The organism is Bacillus sp. z14 (2026), assembly GCF_058313575.1.
The window spans coordinates 1-18531 of record NZ_JBZFQK010000009.1 but is presented as its reverse complement, the minus strand read 5'-3'; the positions used below and the strand labels follow the sequence as shown (position 1 = coordinate 18531).

The window sequence follows — 18531 nt, the reverse complement described above, 5'->3', positions numbered from 1 at the left end:
TATATAGAAGGAGCAATACCATGCTGCCAATGCATAAAATTAAAAGAATTAATGAATTATCTAAGAAATCAAAAACAGTTGGCCTTACAAAAGAAGAAGCCACTGAACAATCTCTTCTGAGGAAAGAGTATTTGGAAACCTTTCGTACCTCAATGAGAAATACGGTTGAAGGTTTGACAATTATCGATCCAGAAGGTAAGGATGTCACACCTGAAAAAATAAAAAAATTACGTAATAATAAATTACATTAAGGGTATAGCATAATAGGTTAGACTCCAAAAAAATATCTTAAGGAGTGACGATTTTGTAGCATTTACCAACAAAGTCTTGTCAACCTGTTTATACTTCATTAATATAAATTAGAAGGTTAATCTGAAAGGATGTAGGCAATGTTCACAGAAAAAGATAATTTATCTATCACAGCTATTCGTACTCTTTCAATCGATGCAATTGAAAAAGCTAATTCAGGTCATCCTGGTATGCCAATGGGAGCTGCTCCTATGGCTTATACTCTTTGGACCAAATTCATGAACCATAATCCAAAAAATCCGGATTGGTTTAACCGTGATCGTTTTGTATTATCAGCAGGACATGGTTCCATGCTTTTATACAGCTTATTGCACTTATCAGGTTATGGCCTTGATATGGAAGAAATTAAGAATTTCAGACAATGGGGCAGTAAAACACCTGGACATCCTGAATATGGACATACAAAAGGCGTAGAAGCTACAACCGGACCACTTGGCCAAGGTATTGCGATGGCAGTCGGTATGGCAATGGCGGAACGTCATTTGGCGGCAGTCTACAATAAAGATAACTTTGATGTTGTAGATCATTTTACATACAGCATTTGCGGAGATGGAGATTTAATGGAAGGGGTATCAGCTGAAGCTGCTTCTCTTGCTGCCCATTTAAAATTGGGACGTTTAGTAGTCCTTTATGATTCCAATGATATCTCTCTTGACGGCGAATTAAATATGAGCTTCTCTGAAAGTGTTGCTGAGCGTTTTAAAGCTTACGGATGGCAATACATTCGCGTAGAAGACGGTAATGATCTGAATGAAATTGCTAAAGCGCTTGAAGAGGCAAAAACAGATCTTGACCGTCCAACTATGATTGAAGTAAAAACAGTTATCGGATACGGTGCTCCAAATAAATCCGGTAAATCTGCTGTTCATGGTGCTCCGCTTGGCGAAGACGAAATGAAATTGACTAAAGAATATTACAAATGGACATTCGAAGAAGATTTTTATGTACCACAGGAAGTTTATGACACATTCGAAGAAACTGTTGTAAAAGCTGGTGCTAAAAAAGAAGAAGAATGGAACCAATTATTTGAAAGCTATAAAAACGAATACCCTGAACTTGCTGCTCAACTAGAAACAGCAATCAAAGGCGAATTACCTGAAGGCTGGGATAAGGATATTCCTGTTTATGAAGCAGGAAAAGCCGTTGCTACACGTAATTCAGGCGGAGAAGTATTAAATGCAATCGCTAAAAATCTTCCATCTTTATTTGGTGGATCCGCTGACTTAGCTGGATCAAACAAAACGATGCTGAAAGGCGAAAAAGATTTCTTGCCAGGCTCCTATGATGGCCGAAACATTTGGTTTGGAGTACGTGAATTTGGTATGGGTGCTGCATTAAACGGTATGGCACTTCACGGTGGTGTGCATGTGTATGGAGGAACATTCTTTGTATTCTCTGATTACCTGCGTCCAGCTATTCGTTTAGCAGCGTTAATGAATCTTCCTGTCACATATGTATTTACACATGACAGTATTGCTGTTGGAGAAGATGGTCCAACTCATGAACCAATTGAGCACTTGGCTGCATTGCGCGCAATGCCTAATGTTTCACTTATCCGTCCGGCTGACAGCAATGAAGTGGCAGCTGCATGGAAAGCGGCATTAACAAGCAAGTCTGCACCAACTGCGTTAGTATTATCCCGCCAAAACTTAACTACGTTACCGTTATCAGCTGAATTAGCTGAAGAGGGCGTTGCTAAAGGTGGATATGTAGTTTCACCTTCCAATAAGGATACTGCCGATGCTATATTGTTGGCATCTGGATCTGAAGTAGGATTGGCTGTTCAAGCACAGGCTATATTAGCGAATGACGGCATTGATGTATCAGTTGTCAGCATGCCATCATTTGATCGCTTTGAAGCTCAATCTGCTGAATATAAAGAATCTGTTATCCCTTCAACTGTTAAGAAACGCTTAGCAATTGAATTAGGTACATCTTTCGGATGGGACCGTTATACAGGTGATGAAGGTGAAATATTGGCAATTGACCGCTTTGGTGCTTCCGGCCCTGGTGAATTGTTAATGGAAAAATTCGGATTCACTCCATCTAATGTGGTTTCTTTAGTAAAAGAAATGCTACAAAAATAAAATATATTTTTAAAAAATCGCCAGGGTCTTTCTCTGGTGATTTTTTTATGAATATATTTACAAACAATTCCAAATGATGTATGTTTGATATGTACCTAATAATTCTAGGTAGGTGAAGAAATGTTTAATCGTGAACTTGTAAAAGGAAGTACATCACTTCTTGTTCTGCAGCTTTTGCAAGAAAGAGATATGTATGGGTATGAATTGGTGAAAGAAATGGATCACCGCAGTGACCATGGATTTCAGATGAAGGAAGGTACGCTGTATCCTGCTTTGCATAAGCTTGAAAAACAGGAATATATAGAGTGCTACTGGGTTGAACAAGAGAAGGGACCCGCTCGTAAGTACTACCGTATTACCATGGCTGGCGAAGAGATGCTAGAGATTAAAACAAACGAATGGAATCGATATGTCCAGGTCATGAACAAGGTAATGGGGAGAACAGAAACATGAGACGGGCTGAAGAAGATTATTTACGTCAGCTTGATCGATTGCTGGGTGCCCATCCTGATAAAGCGGCTATTATGAAAGAATATAAGTTACATATTTCCGAAATGGCTTGCGACATCATTTATGAGGATGAGTCACCCGACTTAATCTATAAAGAGCTATCGATGCGGCTGGGTACACCGGAAGAAGTTGCTGTATCCTGGAAACAGGAACTAACCCTTACACCAAGAAAAACAAGGTGGATATTTGCAGGAATTAACTTGTCCCTCTTTATAAGCGGAATTTTGTTAACATTTATCAACCATACATATGATTGGAATTGGACCAAGGAAATATGGTCTTTGCTAACATCGATTCCTGTACTTTTAATGGCCATCTATATTGGTTTTTGGGTCTTGCTTGGTTATGAAATTGGCAAGGAATTTGGACATCAGGGCAAAAAGCTTATTAAGAAAACGTTTTTGATTACGGTGATCCCTAACATTATCTTAATGTATTTGGTTATCTTTAACCTCGTACCGGATCAATGGTTTGACCCCTTACTGGATAAACCATTTATTATTGCATGTGTATTTTGTACGTTTATCTTATATCCAGTCAGTTTTGCTGGGTATCTATGGGGGAAGAAAGCCTCGCTTTGACTATTTGCCTATATACATAGAATAACTATGTATATTTATCACTATATACCTAGAAAAACTAGGTAGAGGGGGATCCTTAAAATGGATATTCAGTTTAAAAAAGAAGATAAAGTATTTTTACTGTTATGTATAGCGCTAGCCTGTTTTGCTGAGTTATCTTTTTTACATGGAGAAGTAGGGATTTCCTATCCGTTGTTCTTATTTGCTTTTTATGGACTGTTTTTTTGGAGGTTTCGGAAAACGAAATTTACTCATATGCGAATTGGAAGCCTTCTGATGGTTTGTATTTGGATTCTTGGTTTATCTTATTTCTATCAATCTAATGTCCTTTTTTATCTAACGAATGGGTTGGTTATACCAATTCTTGTAGCAGCTCAGCTAACACTTATTACAAATCAACAAAAAATTGATTGGAGCAGAGTCAACTTTATTAAACAACTGAAAACAAAACTGGTAAACAGTATTAAATACAATCAGCAATTCATCTCCTACATCCTAAAAAAATTCAGAAAAGAGGGAGCAGGGGAAACTGGGGGGATGGCTAAAAGCATCGGTTTGGGAATTGTTATTGCATTCCCGATACTCATCATCATCATTCTATTGCTTGTATCGGCAGACAGTCATTTTCAAGCGATATTTATGCACATCCCTGACTGGTTATTTTCCGTACAAATAGGTGAATTCTTTGGAAGATTGATAGTTATTATCCTATTTGCTCTTTTGTTTTATGGTTTTCTAAATGTATTACATTTAAAACAGCCGCAAACACTGTCCTCTAACATGAAAGAGGCAGGAAGTGTCCAGTTCGATTCAACCATTGTGACAACGATTCTGGTCCTGATTAATGGAGTCTATTTATTATTTACAATTGTCCAGTTTAAATATTTCTTTGGCAGCCCGCTTCTCAATGATATGACCTATGCTTCAAGCGCGCGAACAGGATTTGCCCAGTTATTGTTGGTTACCCTCATAAATTGGTCCATACTGCTTGGAACCCTAAAGTATGTATCTGTTCAAATGAACGCTGCTAAAAGGCTTATACAGGTCCTTCTCAGTCTTTTAATCGTATTTAGCGGAGTTATGCTAACATCGGCTTTTATGCGCCTCTATATGTATGAAGAGGCCTATGGATATACGATTCTCAGAATACTCGCACATACGATTATGCTTTATCTGGTTGTCATTTTTACCTATACATTAGTAAAAATCTGGATTGAACGAATTGCATTAAGACATTTTTATTTTTTAACCGGATTATTGTTTTACACTGGATTGCACATCGTTCAACTGGATCAACTAATCGTAGATAAAAATATAAGTAGATATAAAGAAACGGGTAAAATTGATCTATATTATTTAAACGAATTATCCTATACAGGATTATCTGGACTGATTGACTTATATGAATCAGACCCCAATTCTGGTGAATTGAAACATCTATTATCAGTCCAATATGAGCAAATGAGGAACACTGACTATACTTGGCAGTCCTATAATCTTTCCAGAGTTGAAGTTTATGATAGGTTAGAAAGTCTTAACCTCACTAAGCATGAAAATGGAGATTAACAACAGCTAATCCAGTACTGGTCATATTCTTGCTATAAAGTAGATATCAGATAACGGCAACCGGTTTTTGGAGGATTCCAGCAGAAAACGGAGTACTGGCTAATTTGATTTTTGAAGGATAAATAAGTAAAAAGCCTGGACTTATGGGTCCAGGCTTTTTGTAAACAAGCTTATTTAAAGTGTTTATGTCTGTAGGCTAATCCATTTAAAAATATGAAATATATCAATTTTATTTTCCTCAGCTGCCCTTGATCCTAGCGAGTGGGGAATGGATATAATTTTTAGAAGGTACAAAAAATGTAATCATTAATGCGATGACACTCAATAATGTCATGAAATAATAAGCATCACTTGCCCCTAAATTAGAAAAAGTCTATCACCGGATATATTAGCTCATCAGTATTGGGAATTATCATATGGTGGATAAAAGACGGACTTCATTTCAGTTCTGAATATGTAGCCAGTCAAATTACAGAATTATACAGATGATCAATGGTGATAAGAGTAAATCATATGTATAATGGGTATAAGAGATTAATTTGAAAAATCAAAAAATATTTACTCGACAAAATTAGAACAACTCTGCACGTTCATTTTACATAATATGCAACAATAGTTTTTTATACTATATGTAAAGAGAATTGGAGGTAAGAGTATGCGCACTTATATTATTTATTTAATAGAGAATGAATTTGCACGTCATTATTATGGACGAGAATATATGTTTTTTAACTTATTCCAGGATTATGAACAATCTGAAGGGGATAAGAAAAAAATACTCCGCAGGCAAATTAACTTTGTTACTAAAAAGATTCATGCACAGCTTTTTACCTCTTTTATGGAAAATCAACTAATGGAAAATAAAGATTGTTATATGGAAAATGGGGTATATTATATCAGAAAGCGAAATGTCGGCCAAAGCGAAGCAAGCTTAGGATATCGCAATCATTCATTGATTCTGCATGCTACTGGAACGTATGAATGTGAGACCATATTTTTTGAATGGCTCAGGCAGTGGAATCCATATTTTTTAGCGTTGGATATAACTAAGGAACGGTGCGCTTGGCTCAGACCTATTAAACAGAGGTTATATGTATGAAGTAGAATAAGACAGATTTCACTATGAGATTGTTATAAATACCGTGGAATTTATTCTATTATGTCTGTTTGTATCAAAATCTGATAGAAATATCACAATAGTTATGGTATTATTACTTTGGTTTAGTACAATGTCTTTGTGACAGCACGGAGGAGGTAGTTTAGGTTATGGGATATTATATTCTTACGGCAGTGATTGCTTTGATTGCTGGTGTGGCTTTAGGATTCTTTATCGCTCGTAAATACATGATGGACTATTTAAAGAAAAACCCACCAATCAATGAACAAATGATTAAAATGATGATGACACAAATGGGTATGAAGCCATCCCAAAAGAAAGTAAATCAAATGATGAATGCGATGAACAAGCAACAAGGGAAATAAGCCTTGTTACATCTGGGATTCTAAGGTCATCTGATTATACATGGTTAAAGTTTACTGTCTTTTTTACATAAAAAGATGTAACCTTCATCGATATTTTTTAGTATATTGGTGAAGTTTTCTTGGCTTAGTTTAAAACCACTTTTCTGTAGAGAATGTTAAACCATTAAATACGGAGGAGTGGTTTTTTCTATTGTTGGTGCTGAGTTTTCAGACTATAGCGTTAAAAGCTTATTGATTATATGGCTACTTCCCTATTTTATAATCTTTAGGGCAATCAAATGGTTCATTAAGAGATAAAATTAGCTTTTTATGTTAGTCTATAAACACGAAAACCCCCTCTTTGCGAGAAGGGGTTTTTATATTATTTCACTGGAATAGTAAACGAAACATCTTCACTGTTCATGAAATCCTCAGTGGTTACGTCACCCAGTATTAACTTTATCTCTTTAACGGAATTAACATCAATGGTTTTACCATCAGGTGCTAAAAATTCAAGTACTCCTTCTTTTTTAACCCCACCTTGGATCTCACCACTAACATCACCATCAGTTAAGAACATGTTGGCATCCAATTGCATATCGCCAATTACAGCTGATCCTTGGTCGGGATAAAATTGTAGAACTCCATCTGTAGTATTTTGAACATTGATACCTACTTGGATTTCATTTTCTTCAATTTTAATGTCGCCTAGTCCAACTTTTAGTCCTTGTGCTGTTACTTGTTGAGAAGAAGCATCAATGGTTTTAGTTCCATCATCTGTTTTTTGTGTTTCAGTTGTTTTAGTGTCTGAAGTATTACCAGTTGATACACTTTCTTCTTCTCCGCCACCTACAATAGCAACAATAATAAGTAATACAGCAATAACTATGATTCCTAAGCATCCAATCTTAAAGAACTTTTTCAAGTTAATCATCTCCTTATGAATCTTATATCTAAATTATAATACAATTCTAAAAATAATTAAAAGTAGAAACGGGGATTTTGACATTGAGCAAACATAGACTGGTGGTTTTTATGTGTGCTCAAAAAGCGTCAATAGGAATGGTATAAGAGTGTTTATTAAATCACCACAATAAAAATAGAACGTTTGTATTATTTTAAACAAACGTTCTAACTATGCTTCTGGCTATCTAATAGTCTCGAATTTATTCTTGTTGTTCTTGATCATCCTTCAATCGGCCTGCTTTTTTTACGGCTTCTTTTAAGAGGATTTCTATTTGAGCATTTACACTGCGAAGTTCATCATCTGCCCATTTTTCAAGTGCGTCATAAAGTTTAGGATCAATTCTTAGCGGATATGCTTTTCTTTTGGCCATCTTAAAAACCTAGTGAATGCTTCCTGTATTAATAATTGGCTGCGTTCCCTTTTCTGAAACAATTGCAACCATTAAGTTGTTGACCATTTGTGCTTTCTTGTCTTCATCAAGTTCAACAATATCTTCATCCGCCAATTGGTCGATCGCACTTTTCACCATTCCAATGGCACCATCAACAATTACCTTACGGGCAGCCAGCACAGCCTGGGCCTGTTGTCTTTGTAACATAGCGGAAGCAATCTCAGAAGAATAGGCTAGATGCATGATTCGTGCCTCAAGCACATCCACACCAGCTACCTCTAAACGTTTTTGTAAATCCTCTGCTAAAAAAACAGCAATTTCATCACTATTTCTCCGTAGTGACAGATCGGTTTCTTTGTCAAAGTGATCATAGGCGTATTGGCTTGCGATATGACGAATTCCCGTTTCACTTTGGATTTGTACAAACTCTTTGTAATCCTTCACATCAAAAGTTGCCTTCGCACTATCATTGACACGGTATACCACCACGGCAGCTATTTCAATCGGATTACCTTCTAAATCATTTACCTTTAGGGTATCGCTATTGAAATTGATGACGCGCAGTGAAACGCTGGATTTGATGGTAAAAGGTATTGCCAACCATAGACCTTGCTCGCGTATGACTCCTACATATGTTCCGAAAAATGTTAATACTTTTGCTTCGTTTGGTTGGACAATGGTGATGCCAGACAATAATACGGCAACAGCTATTAATAATACGATTGGAAGTACAGTTGATCCATTTATCAACATATAAGCACTAATGCTGATAATGACCAACCCTGCAAGGACGCCTAAATAACCATTCATTTTAACTGCCTTCTTTTCAACCATCTTAATGCCTCCTATATATCAAAGTGATATCACAATTATATCACTTATTTAGTTAGATAGTTAGCTTTTTATAACAAAATATACCAAATATTCTAATTAAGCTTGTAAAGCAATCCTAAAATACACCTGTATAATTATTCGGAAAGTTTAAAATAATCTTCCTTTGGTTTATTTGATTTGCTAAAATAAGGAGGCCTTATAAAAGAGAAAAGGAGGGCATTTGTGAAGATCTTTGTAAAGCTAAAATGGTTTTTTAAGAAAGAAAAAAAAGCATACATAATTGGCATCATTATGTTATTATTCGTAGCTATTTTGCAGCTGATTCCACCTAGAATTATAGGAATTGTAGTTGATCAGATTAATAATGATTCTCTGACAGGTGCAGGTCTTTCGAAATTGACTGTTATTTTAATTGCTTCGGGCGTTGGTATGTACATATTAAGATATTTTTGGCGAATCAAGATCTTTGGTTCAGCCGTGAAGTTAGCAAGAGAACTTCGTTATCGATTATTTGATCATTTCACGAATATGCCGTCATCCTTTTACCAGCGTAAGCGCACCGGAGATTTGATGGCACATGCGACCAATGACTTAAATGCAATCCAGCAAACCGCAGGAAGCGGTGTCCTATCCTTGGTTGATTCGCTAACGACCGGTGGGTTTGTTGTTCTGGCCATGGCCTTTATTGATTGGCGTTTAACGTTGTTTGCATTGCTTCCTATGCCCGTTATTGCCATCTCAACAAGCTATTATGGGAAGCTATTACATAAAAGATTTAGGGCTGCTCAGGCTGCCTTTTCTGAATTGAATGACAAGACCCAGGAAAGCATAAATGGGATTAAAGTGATCAAGACCTTTGGCCAGGAAAGAGAGGATATTGAATCCTTTCGGTCTTCCTCTAATGATGTAGTGGATAAAAACATATCGGTGGCGCGTATAGATGCCTTGTTTGATCCAACTATCAGTGTAATGGCGGGACTTTCTTATTTTATTTCAATCGCTGTTGGCGCGAAATATGTGATGGAGGGCAGTTTGACGATTGGTGAACTTGTATCTTTTTCAACCTATCTAGGATTATTGATTTGGCCGATGCTCGCTTTTGGATTCTTATTTAATATCGTGCAACGGGGGAACGCATCTTATGATCGAATTACTGAACTCCTAGCTGAAAAAACCGATATTTTTGATAAAACTGGCGCTCTTAACGAACAAGCCAGTGGTGATATAGAATTTGAGATTTCATCCTTTACTTATCCTGATGAAAAGAAACCTGTACTGGAGGATCTCTCATTTACGATAAAAAAAGGGGAAACTCTCGGAATAGTTGGGAAAACTGGTGCAGGTAAAACGACTTTATTAAAATTACTGATTAGGGAATTTGAGACAACAGAAGGGTGCATAAGCATTGGAGGACACGAAGTCCAAAATTATACGTTGAAATCCTTACGAGAAGCAATTGGGTATGTACCACAGGATCCTTTTTTATTTTCAGCAACAGTTGGTGAGAATATCGCCTTTGCTAAACCGAATGCTACCAAAGGTGAAATTAAAGAAGCAGCAAATCTTTCATATATTCATTCTGATATTGAAGGCTTTACGGAAGGATATAATACGGTTGTAGGTGAACGTGGAGTCTCGCTTTCTGGCGGTCAAAAGCAAAGAATCAGTATAGCAAGGGCATTGATGCTTGATCCTGAAATCTTAATTCTGGACGACTCACTATCGGCAGTCGATGCCAAAACAGAGGCAACAATCCTACAGAATTTAAAGGAAAACAGAGTACACAAAACAACGATTATCACATCCCATCGGTTAAGTGCTATCCAGCATGCCAATCTAATCATTGTTCTCAAGGACGGTAAAATCGTTCAAAGAGGTACACATAGGGAGTTAATGGACTTGGAAGGCTGGTATAAAGAAATGTACCAACAGCAACAATTAGAAGAATTGGTGGAACAGGGGGATAAGAGATGGATGAACTTAAATCAATAACAGGAAAAGAACAGCGAGCAATTCTCTTCCGTCTCTTGTCCTATGCCAAACCATATAAAAAGAGATTAATAGGAGCATTTTTCTTATTATTTCTTGCGACAGTGGCTGACATCACAGGACCTATTTTAGTGAAGATATTCATTGATGATTATTTAACGTCAATGAATATGCAGTATAAGCCAATAGCTATTTTGGCAATCGGGTATTTGATACTCCTGTTTGCTAAAATGTTTATTACTTATTTCCAAGAGTTTTCGTTCCAGCTTGTCGCTTTAAAAATTATTCAGCAGCTTAGGGTTGATATTTTTAGTAAAGTGCAAAGCCTTGGATTGAGATATTTTGATAAAACTCCTGCAGGAGCGATTGTATCCAGGATTACTAATGATACAGAAGCAATTAAGGATATGTTTGTGACTGTGATTGCAGCTTTTATATCCAGTGGATTTTTCGTGATAGGGACGATTATTGCGATGTTTATTTTGAACGTTAGGCTTGCTGTGTTTTGTTTATTCATCCTGCCCATTTTATATTTGCTTATGAGATTTTATCGTAAATTCAGCAGTGTTTTTTATCAAGAACTCAGGGAAAGGCTAAGCCAGTTGAACGCCAATTTAAATGAATCTCTCCAAGGGATGTCTATAATTCAGGTGTTTCGCCAGCAGAAACGCTTAAAGGATGAGTTTGAGGAGATTAATCAAAAACATTATGAAGCAGGAATGAGGAATATTAAGATAGATGGGTTATTGCTAAGGCCAGCGATAGATCTAGTATATATATTTGCGATTGTTCTTGTGCTCAGTTACTTTGGGATCAACTCGATGAATTCAGTAGTTGAAATAGGTGTTTTGTATGCGTTTGTAAACTATATTGATCGTTTTTTTGAACCAGTTAACCAAGTGATGCAAAGATTATCCTTATATCAGCAGGCAATTGTGGCTGGATCAAGAGTATTTGCTGTTTTGGATGAAAAAGAGTTAGCCCCCGGGGCAGAGAGCATTCAAACGTATAAAATCGAGCTGGGTGTCGTTGAATTTAAAAATGTTAGTTTTTCTTATGATGGAAAGAGAGATGTACTAAAAAACATCTCCTTTAAAGTCAATGAGGGCGAAACAGTTGCACTTGTTGGACATACGGGTAGTGGAAAAAGTTCTATCATAAATTTGATCATGCGTTTCTATGAATTTAATAGAGGAGATATATTAATTGATGGGAAATCCATCAAAAGTTATTCAAATGAAGAACTGCGGGGGAAGATGGGGCTTGTATTACAGGATGCTTTCTTATTCTATGGGTCTGTTAGAGATAATATCAGTTTGCATGATCAAACAATAACGGACAATGAAATAGAAGAGGCAGCTAAATTTGTTCAGGCGCAATCCTTCATTGAAAAGCTACCTGATAAATATAATCATTTAGTAGTGGAGCGGGGAGCAACATTTTCGAGCGGTCAAAGGCAGTTGATTGGCTTCGCGCGAACAATCGTGAGAGATCCTAAAATTCTTATTCTTGATGAAGCGACTGCCAATATTGATACAGAAACTGAAGAGGCTATTCAAAAAAGCCTGGAAAAAATGAGAAAGGGCAGAACGACAATTGCAATTGCCCACCGTCTTTCCACAATCCAAGATGCTAACCTTATACTTGTTTTGCATCAAGGCCAAATTGTTGAACAGGGAACACATCAGGAACTGCTGGCTAAGCAAGGGCTTTATTATAAAATGTATTTACTTCAAAATGGTATCCGTTCAAGTTTCAACAAAGATGTAAGCTGAAATAAAGACTCTAACTAAATAAATCGCATCCGATTCATCGGATGCGATTTATTGTTCTTCTGAAATATACTTTAGGGTGACTCCTGAAACTGTTTGAACAGTGTTTTAATGGAAAAAGAATGAGTTCTTCTAACTCTATTCTATCCTTATGTGTTTAGGTTTTTCTTACTTTAGCTTAACATGATATTTTTGATCTATTGTATGTTTTTTCAGGTTGATAGTTGTTTAACAGATGATCGAGTTCCTGGCTATATTGAATGGTTGTTTGAGATGATAATCCATTCTGAGAGACGACAGTAACTAGTTCTGCACGCTTGATTTCTATTTTATCTAACAACTCTTGATTATCCATGGTTGCAGATCCTTCCTCGTTTAGTGGATTATGTTTAAATTTACAAGGTTATAACATATTCTTACAGAAAAGAATTGCGGTAAAACTATTATACATAAATTTTACTAAAAATGTAAAATATATTGAAAAATTAAAACTATACTCTTTATCATCTGCTCAGACAGTTACTTTATATGGAGTAATTTGGTACAATGTAAGATGGAATGAATTAGAAACAGTGGGGGTAATTTCATTTGGGTGATATTAATATATTTTTGGCATTCGGAGCAGGTTTCCTCAGCTTTATATCTCCATGCTGTCTTCCGCTTTATCCGGCCTTTCTTTCTTATATAACAGGAATGTCGGTTGGAGAATTAAAAAATGATAACGCGATGATGCATAAAAGGAGCCTATTACATACTTTCTTTTTCTTAATTGGATTTTCCATTATTTTTATAGCACTGGGATTCAGTGCATCTTATATTGGAACCTTCTTTGAAAACTATGGAGATATTATCCGGCAATTAGGTGCTATTCTTATAGTCTTTTTTGGCTTAATTATAATTGGCTTCTTTCAGCCGAAGTTTCTTATGAAAGAACACCGTTTTGAATTTAAAAATCGTCCGGGTGGTTATATCGGATCAATTTTAATAGGAATTGCCTTTGCAGCAGGATGGACTCCATGTACTGGACCTATTTTAATGGTTGTCATTGGGATGACCGGAACCAACCCGGAATCTGGTATGTTCTACATGTTAGCATATATTTTAGGATTTGCTATTCCGTTTTTTATTATGTCTTTTTTTATTGGGAAATTAAGCTGGATCAAACGCAACTCGGATAAAGTTATGAAGGCAGGCGGAATGTTAATGATTCTGATGGGAATCGTTTTGTTTTTTGATTGGATGACCAAAATAAGCTCCTATTTTATCGCTTTATTCGGAGGGTGGAGTGGTTTTTAACTAGTTTTAATCATATTCAGCACAGAGTTATACTTTTATTTTGTAACAGGGGTAACTAAAGATGGCTAATATTCTAATAGTGGATGATGCAAAGTTTATGCGGTTGACGTTGGCAGCTATCCTTAAAAAAGGAAATCATCACATTGTTGGAGAAGCAGAATCAGGTATAGAGGAAATTGATCTATATGAAAAGCATAAGCCTGATTTGGTTACTATGGATGTAACGATGCCATTAATGAGTGGATTAGAGGCGACCAAAGTAATTAAGGGTAAATACCCGGATGCCAAAATTATTATGTGTTCGGCAATGGGTCAGCAAAAGATTGTCAGAGAATCCATAGAAGCGGGTGCAAAAGACTTTATTATAAAACCATTTGAAGAGATAAGGGTAATAGATGCGGTCAAGCGTGTCTTGGATTAACATAAATCGTATTAAACGTTTGAAATTTATGTATGCTAAAAGGAATGATGATATATGATGTTTGCAGTATCTACAATACTTGCAGTGATAATGGGACTTTTTGTTTTTGCAGTAAGGATGAAGGCATCCCAAAAACCGGCTTCAATCAAAAAGATTATATTGCCGCCGTTTTTTATGAGTACCGGTGCACTTATGTATGTATTCCCGTATTTTCGGTTAACTGGAATGGAAATACTCGAGGCAATCATACTGGGCATGTTTTTTTCCATATTTTTAATAAAGACATCCAAATTTGAAATTAAAGATAAACAAATATATATGAAACGGTCGAAAGCTTTTGGAATTGTCCTTATAGGACTCATTTTAATCAGAACCATCCTTAAGGTATTTTTAAGTTCATCAATTGATTTGGGTGAAACAGGAGGATTGTTCTGGCTATTGGCTTTTTCAATGATTGTGCCATGGAGAATAGCGATGTATATGCAATATAAAAAGTTTGAGAACATCTTAAATGATACACAGGCAGGTAATAATCCGGTTACTTCCGTATAAATGATAAAAAACGACCTTTGGTCGTTTTTTTAATTTTGGCTGTTTTAACCCGAATCATGTTAATCGTGTTGAATTTGTTTCACTAAATACAACCGTATTTTAAATTGAAGATATTTTTGAGGAAGATCATAAAAATAAAAGGCTGTTTTCGCATAGATTGTTGCTCTTGAATAAAAGGATATAAATATCCAATTTGTGGTACAGTTGAATTAAGATGGCTTGTTCAACAAACGGGGCAGGTTAGCGGAAGAAGGACTTGAACAAAATATGGCGAATAATTGATATTAGAACATACCAACGACTAAAAGACGATCAACGAATTAGGGATAAAACCAGTAAATGAATTTAGGGAGAGTAACATGAATTTTAATGAGTCGGTTTTGGATGAACAGCTTGAAATACTAAAAAGCTTTTTATGCCATTATTCTAGTTTTAGATATTTAAATGAGAAATTTGATAACCTATATAGATTTGGTTCTCAGGAATTTTGGAAGTAAACAATAGATGCACATTACTTTCAGTCAATTAATCTCTGGTGTATGATTTTTGGCACTGACGAAAATGAAATACACTGGAAGAAGCTTGGATTAGATGGTGATTTAAAGCCAATTATTTTGTCTAACATAGAGTTAAGTGAGAAAGATTATAATTTGTACTGGAAGAGTTTGAAGGATTGGCGAAATATGTATTCAGCACATAGAGTACCAGGATTTAAAGAAAAGACGCCAGACTTGAAAATAGCCCGAATGGTAGTATTTATATATGAAGACTGGGTTGAAAGGAATATTGATGCAATCAGTTAGTTATTCCTCATTGAAACTATATGAGGAAAACTTTAAAGAAGAATTAAATCTATCAATTAGCACTTTGCTAACAGCGTCAAAATAATACATAGTCTTTAAACAGGGATAAATATTTTTGAGTGTTATAGCTTATTGAACTAAAGGGGAAGAAGAGTTGAAGAAGCCTATGATTAAGGATGGGGAAAATGAAAGAAAAAATACACATATTGGGAGCCTCTGGTTCTGGTACTTCAACGCTCGGTTCTTCATTATCAAAGGTCTTACCTCATACACATCTTGATACTGATGACTACTTTTGGACAACTAAATTTACTAAACAAAGAGAAGTACCTAAAAGAAGAGAAATACTTGAAAAAGATTTATTACTTAATGAAAACTGGATTCTTTCTGGTGCAGTGTGTGGTTGGGGTGATAACTTTAAAAGTTATTTTGACCTTGTTATATTCTTATGGGTTCCGCAAGAAATAAGGCTTGAAAGGTTAAAGCAGAGGGAATATGAGCGTTATGGAAGTCAAATATTAACTGGCGGAAGCAAATATGAACAATCGAAAACTTTTTTAGAGTGGGCTTCTCTTTATGATAGTGCGGGAATGAAAGTTAGAAGTAAAAAATTGCACGAGCATTGGATGGCAGACTTATCTTGTCCAGTATTAAAAATTGAAGGGGATTATTCAGTCAATGAAAGAGTTGATATTGTCTTAGATTATCTAAATACTAATTGAACTAACAGGGGCGTTGATCCAAGAAGGATTAATGTCCTTTTCTGTTGAACTCCTTATGGAAGTAAGGGGCAGTTTAGTTGAAGAAGGAGAATTTAAACGTTTTGTTGAAATCATTACTTTATAAAAATATATGAGGGGTGAATATAAATGGTATTGCAAAGAATAAGCCTAATTACTATCGGTGCATTCAATTTGCCTATTTTACGTTCGTTTTATAAAAATTTGGGATGGGAAGAAACAGAGATAAGTTCTGATAATTACGCTGTCTTTAAAACGGCAGGTGTTAATCTTTCAATATTTCCTATTGAGGAATTGGTTAAGGATGCAGCAGTTGAAATTACTCAAAGCGTAGATACCTTTCGAGGAGTATCTTTTTCAATCAACGTAGATAAACCCGAAGAAGTTGATAAAACAATTGATGCTATTAAAAAAGCAGGTGGGAATATTTTAAGAGAACCAAGCGATGCCTTCTGGGGAGGAAGAACAGCTTATTTTTCGGACCCTGAAAACAACCTTTGGGAGATTGCTTGGAATCCAGATTCAGTATTCGATGAACGTGGAGCTATGATTTCCTTTTAATAGGTTCTTACTTATGTATGCCTTGTATCAGTTTTCTTAAAGTACCAGGGCATTACTCCGAAGGGCTGTGATCAGCTCTTTTTTGTTATTCCGTTAAAGGGGCAGGTTCGTATTATATAGTTCAGCCAGAACTTTCTGGTTGAACTTTTTTCATATGAATTTAATCTATCAGTAGCCAGGGTAGAACGTAAGGGGCAGTGGGACAAATGATCCCGTCCGCTAAACTGTTCACCCCCTACTTGTAGAAATATGTTTGAGGCTGGTTGGGACTGAGATCTCGTATAACAAGCGAAGCTATAATACTACTTGGAGGAAATAGGGGTACTGGTGAATTTATCAGAGGAGGAGAAAGAATGAACCCAGTTGTGGGTATAGATATAGCCAAAGAAGAAAGTGAAGTACAGGCTTTTTTAGATAAAGGAAAGCCGTATGGAACAAGTTTTTCGATTAAGCATAATCGTGAAGAGTTGGAGAAGTTTATCTATTTCTTAGAAGAAATGAAGGAAACAACTGGGCAGATGCCTGTGGTTATATTGGAATCAACAGGACATTATCATACCCCAGTTGTTCAATGCTTAGAAGAGAATGACATACTTTATATCTTATTGAATCCAATCATTTCTCATCAAGCGAAGAAGGCCAGTTTAAGAAAGGTGAAAACTGATGCGTTTGATGCGTATCAATTATGTGTTCTCTATTATAAAGAAGAATTTGAACCTCAAAAAAGGAGAGGAATTCAACTTCTAAATATTCGGAATCTATCGAGACAACAAGAGATAATGACGAATATGTATGTGGAGGCAAAATTGCATTTCCATACGATTTTAGATCAGGTTTTCCCTGAATATAGAAAGGTTTTTGGGGATCTATTTTCGAAAGTATCTTTATCGGTATTAAAGGAATACCCTACCTCGGAGAAGGTTCTAAGGGCTAGCAAGGAAGAGCTAGAAGATAGGATACGAGAACATTGTCCCAGTCGGTCTGTACAGTGGGCCAAAGAAAAGGCAAGAAAGCTCATTCATTCAGCTTCTCAAAATCCTTTTCAGAAAGTGCGATATGAAAGCCATCTTATCAATCTTAGTATGTATATCGATATTTTATTTCACTACCAAGGACACCTTACGGATTTAGAGAGCCAAATGGTATCCCTGGCAAATGAAATAGAAGAATATAAGATTATCCAATCGATTCCTGGTATCGGTGAAAAGATTGCGGCAACAATCATTTCGGAGATAGGAGAAATTGATCGGTTTAATCACCCTAAAAAGTTAGTGGCCTTCGCTGGAGTCGATCCCAGTGTCTATTCATCTGGTAAGTTTACTGCGAACATAAATCGTATAACCAAACGAGGATCCAGTAGGCTAAGGCATAGTTTGTATTTAGCTGTTTTATGTGGGATAAGAGGCTCTAGAAATAAAAAGCTCAAAGAGTTCTATGATAGAAAACGTTCAGAAGGAAAACCTTCAAAAGTTGCCATTGTAGCTTGTATCAACAAGCTGCTTCACTGGATTTATGCTTTATTGAAAAAGAACGAGAATTTCCTAGATTTAGCTTAGGAAATGATATTTATCCAACATAAGAAAAACCTTCCAAAAAGAAACTGGAGGGTTATTTGGCATACCCAAAAACAGTATAGCATATAAAAAAATGAAATATACAGAGAGATATTGACAACCTATTAGCTGGTTTAG

The 18531-nt window shown here is 36.0% G+C and carries 21 protein-coding genes; 17 read left to right on the top strand and 4 right to left on the bottom strand.

Going from position 1 to position 18531, the window contains the following annotated elements; all coding sequences use genetic code 11:
• The first annotated feature begins 20 nt into the window (after nt 1–20).
• The 8 genes from AC4G3O_RS17935 (at nt 21) to AC4G3O_RS17900 (ending at nt 6535) form a co-directional block, all read left to right on the top strand.
• Nucleotides 21–251, top strand: coding sequence for a DUF896 domain-containing protein (locus AC4G3O_RS17935; RefSeq protein ID WP_066104018.1), 231 nt, complete (start codon nt 21–23; stop codon nt 249–251).
• A gap of 138 nt (nt 252–389) precedes the next feature.
• A complete protein-coding gene (gene tkt / locus AC4G3O_RS17930) occupies nt 390–2396 on the top strand; it encodes a transketolase (protein ID WP_139891585.1) in 2007 nt (668 codons plus the stop codon).
• 120 nt (nt 2397–2516) lie between these two features.
• A complete protein-coding gene (locus AC4G3O_RS17925) occupies nt 2517–2849 on the top strand; it encodes a PadR family transcriptional regulator (protein ID WP_066104010.1) in 333 nt (110 codons plus the stop codon).
• The gene (locus tag AC4G3O_RS17920; protein WP_066104006.1) at nt 2846–3487 is read left to right on the top strand and encodes a hypothetical protein; all 642 of its coding nucleotides are present in this window, start codon (nt 2846–2848) and stop codon (nt 3485–3487) included. Before AC4G3O_RS17925 ends, AC4G3O_RS17920 begins: the two co-directional genes overlap by 4 nt.
• A gap of 81 nt (nt 3488–3568) precedes the next feature.
• Nucleotides 3569–5053, top strand: a complete 1485-nt coding sequence (locus AC4G3O_RS17915; protein ID WP_139891583.1) for a DUF4153 domain-containing protein — start codon at nt 3569–3571, stop codon at nt 5051–5053.
• Nucleotides 5054–5428: 375 nt separating this feature from the next.
• Nucleotides 5429–5542 carry a TetR-like C-terminal domain-containing protein gene (locus AC4G3O_RS17910; protein WP_180349939.1) on the top strand — a complete coding sequence of 38 codons (114 nt, stop codon included), beginning with the start codon at nt 5429–5431 and terminating at the stop codon, nt 5540–5542.
• A 166-nt stretch (nt 5543–5708) separates the two neighbouring features.
• Nucleotides 5709–6152, top strand: coding sequence for a sporulation inhibitor of replication protein SirA (sirA, locus tag AC4G3O_RS17905; protein ID WP_066103999.1), 444 nt, complete (start codon nt 5709–5711; stop codon nt 6150–6152).
• A gap of 167 nt (nt 6153–6319) precedes the next feature.
• The gene (locus tag AC4G3O_RS17900) at nt 6320–6535 is read left to right on the top strand and encodes a YneF family protein (protein WP_066103996.1); all 216 of its coding nucleotides are present in this window, start codon (nt 6320–6322) and stop codon (nt 6533–6535) included.
• Nucleotides 6536–6896: 361 nt separating this feature from the next.
• On the opposite strand, the gene AC4G3O_RS17895 is transcribed toward AC4G3O_RS17900, so the two are convergent.
• From AC4G3O_RS17895 to AC4G3O_RS17885, 3 genes are all read right to left on the bottom strand, one after another.
• Nucleotides 6897–7448 carry a hypothetical protein gene (locus AC4G3O_RS17895; RefSeq protein ID WP_254654700.1) on the bottom strand — a complete coding sequence of 184 codons (552 nt, stop codon included), beginning with the start codon at nt 7446–7448 and terminating at the stop codon, nt 6897–6899.
• Nucleotides 7449–7680: 232 nt separating this feature from the next.
• Entirely contained in the window at nt 7681–7851 is a 171-nt protein-coding gene (locus AC4G3O_RS17890) for a type II toxin-antitoxin system antitoxin (RefSeq protein WP_139063817.1), read from the bottom strand.
• A 9-nt stretch (nt 7852–7860) separates the two neighbouring features.
• Nucleotides 7861–8706 (bottom strand): SPFH domain-containing protein, encoded by an 846-nt coding sequence (locus AC4G3O_RS17885; protein ID WP_139891992.1) that lies wholly within the window; start codon nt 8704–8706, stop codon nt 7861–7863.
• A gap of 222 nt (nt 8707–8928) precedes the next feature.
• On the opposite strand from AC4G3O_RS17885, the gene AC4G3O_RS17880 reads away from it, so the two are divergent.
• On the top strand, nt 8929–10698 hold the full coding sequence (locus AC4G3O_RS17880) for an ABC transporter ATP-binding protein (protein ID WP_148629671.1): 1770 nt from the start codon (nt 8929–8931) through the stop codon (nt 10696–10698).
• Entirely contained in the window at nt 10677–12470 is a 1794-nt protein-coding gene (locus AC4G3O_RS17875; protein ID WP_491136528.1) for an ABC transporter ATP-binding protein, read from the top strand. The genes AC4G3O_RS17880 and AC4G3O_RS17875 overlap by 22 nt, the downstream gene beginning before the upstream one ends.
• Nucleotides 12471–12645: 175 nt before the next feature.
• Here AC4G3O_RS17875 and AC4G3O_RS17870 read toward each other — a convergent pair whose 3' ends face one another.
• A complete protein-coding gene (locus AC4G3O_RS17870) occupies nt 12646–12822 on the bottom strand; it encodes an aspartyl-phosphate phosphatase Spo0E family protein (protein ID WP_077248028.1) in 177 nt (58 codons plus the stop codon).
• A gap of 233 nt (nt 12823–13055) precedes the next feature.
• Here AC4G3O_RS17870 and AC4G3O_RS17865 point away from each other — a divergent pair, with 233 nt between their 5' ends.
• From AC4G3O_RS17865 to AC4G3O_RS17835, 7 genes are all read left to right on the top strand, one after another.
• Nucleotides 13056–13763, top strand: a complete 708-nt coding sequence (locus AC4G3O_RS17865) for a cytochrome c biogenesis CcdA family protein (protein ID WP_066103982.1) — start codon at nt 13056–13058, stop codon at nt 13761–13763.
• Between the two features lie 61 nt (nt 13764–13824).
• A complete protein-coding gene (locus AC4G3O_RS17860; protein WP_148629673.1) occupies nt 13825–14184 on the top strand; it encodes a response regulator in 360 nt (119 codons plus the stop codon).
• Between the two features lie 54 nt (nt 14185–14238).
• Nucleotides 14239–14736, top strand: coding sequence for a CcdC family protein (locus AC4G3O_RS17855; protein ID WP_148629674.1), 498 nt, complete (start codon nt 14239–14241; stop codon nt 14734–14736).
• Nucleotides 14737–15275: 539 nt separating this feature from the next.
• Nucleotides 15276–15539, top strand: a complete 264-nt coding sequence (locus AC4G3O_RS17850; protein ID WP_491136527.1) for a hypothetical protein — start codon at nt 15276–15278, stop codon at nt 15537–15539.
• Between the two features lie 185 nt (nt 15540–15724).
• Nucleotides 15725–16261 (top strand): ATP-binding protein, encoded by a 537-nt coding sequence (locus AC4G3O_RS17845; RefSeq protein ID WP_491136526.1) that lies wholly within the window; start codon nt 15725–15727, stop codon nt 16259–16261.
• Between the two features lie 147 nt (nt 16262–16408).
• Nucleotides 16409–16840: a VOC family protein gene (locus AC4G3O_RS17840; protein WP_148629675.1), complete on the top strand. Its 432-nt coding sequence runs from the start codon at nt 16409–16411 to the stop codon at nt 16838–16840.
• 353 nt (nt 16841–17193) lie between these two features.
• Nucleotides 17194–18396 (top strand): IS110 family RNA-guided transposase, encoded by a 1203-nt coding sequence (locus tag AC4G3O_RS17835; protein WP_491089503.1) that lies wholly within the window; start codon nt 17194–17196, stop codon nt 18394–18396.
• Nucleotides 18397–18531: the final 135 nt, after the last annotated feature.